A 901-nucleotide genomic window follows, 5' to 3' on the forward strand; every position below is an offset into this window, starting at 1 on the left:
GCCTTACAATGGTGAACATAGAAGTACTCTAGCAATAAATAATTAATATTTTACTTGTTTATTGCCTCAGTTCTTTGTTGGCAATAGTTTTTTACTTCTCAACTTAGATAGGTCAATTACAAGATGAATTATAATAGTTCACAATTGCCTCTAAATCCTCTTTTTTAAAGTCTTTGTTTTTAATTTTATTTTGTAAGATTGGACAATCTTTAAAATATTTTGAAGCTCGTTTTTTAAAAGACTTTGTTAGACTTGTTTGGTTAAACACTTCTGGTTTTTCACCTTCTTTAAGAAACATGATTTCATTGTGATTAAAAATGTAAAAAGGTGAATATATAGGTTTGCTGTTTGGTACATTAGGATCAGAAGGAAACATTATACCTCCACCTCTTTGAACTGAAACGGTTCTGCCAACCAATTGCATTTTACCATCTATAATTAATTCAGCAAAACCTAGTTTGGTTTGCTTATTATTTAGATATATTGGAATGTATTTTGCTTTCTTTGTTTTTGTAATTTTTTTACCATTCTCTTTTTCTTGAGATTTAATTGTAAAGATGATATAGTCAACTTCTTCAGGAATATATTTAGATTTTTTTCCATTTTTATTAGTTCTGAATTTAACTTTTTCTTTTTTTAGATTAATATCCTTACTCATCATAGTTAAGTTTGCCTCTCCTTTAAGAACAGTGCCATTTTTTAAGTAAATCTCTGCATTTGTCCATCCATATTGTGCCGATAATTGTAAAGGAAAAATTAAAATTATTAGGATGAATAGTATTTTTTTCATGTTAAGTTGATTTGTCATAATTGTTGCCAACGTTAGCGTATAAATTTCAGTTGCGGAAAATCGGCACGATTTTCCGTTGAAGCTGAAAGATAGAAAATTGCAATGAATTTC

Annotated in this window: 1 protein-coding gene; it reads right to left on the reverse strand. The window is 28.2% G+C overall.

The genetic code is table 11. From position 1 onward, the window contains the following. Positions 1-112: 112 nt before the first annotated feature. Positions 113-790 (reverse strand): hypothetical protein, encoded by a 678-nt coding sequence (locus tag WA340_RS12665; protein WP_336129350.1) that lies wholly within the window; start codon positions 788-790, stop codon positions 113-115. Between the last annotated feature and the right edge of the window lie 111 nt (positions 791-901).

It is taken from the genome of Mesoflavibacter sp. CH_XMU1422-2 (genome assembly GCF_037029245.1).
Classification (GTDB): Bacteria; Bacteroidota; Bacteroidia; order Flavobacteriales; family Flavobacteriaceae; genus Mesoflavibacter; species Mesoflavibacter zeaxanthinifaciens.

Coding starts and splice junctions, on each gene's coding strand:
- WA340_RS12665 (WP_336129350.1), bottom strand. CDS start 790: ATGAAAAAAATACTATTCATCCTAATAATTTTAATTTTTCCTTTACAA.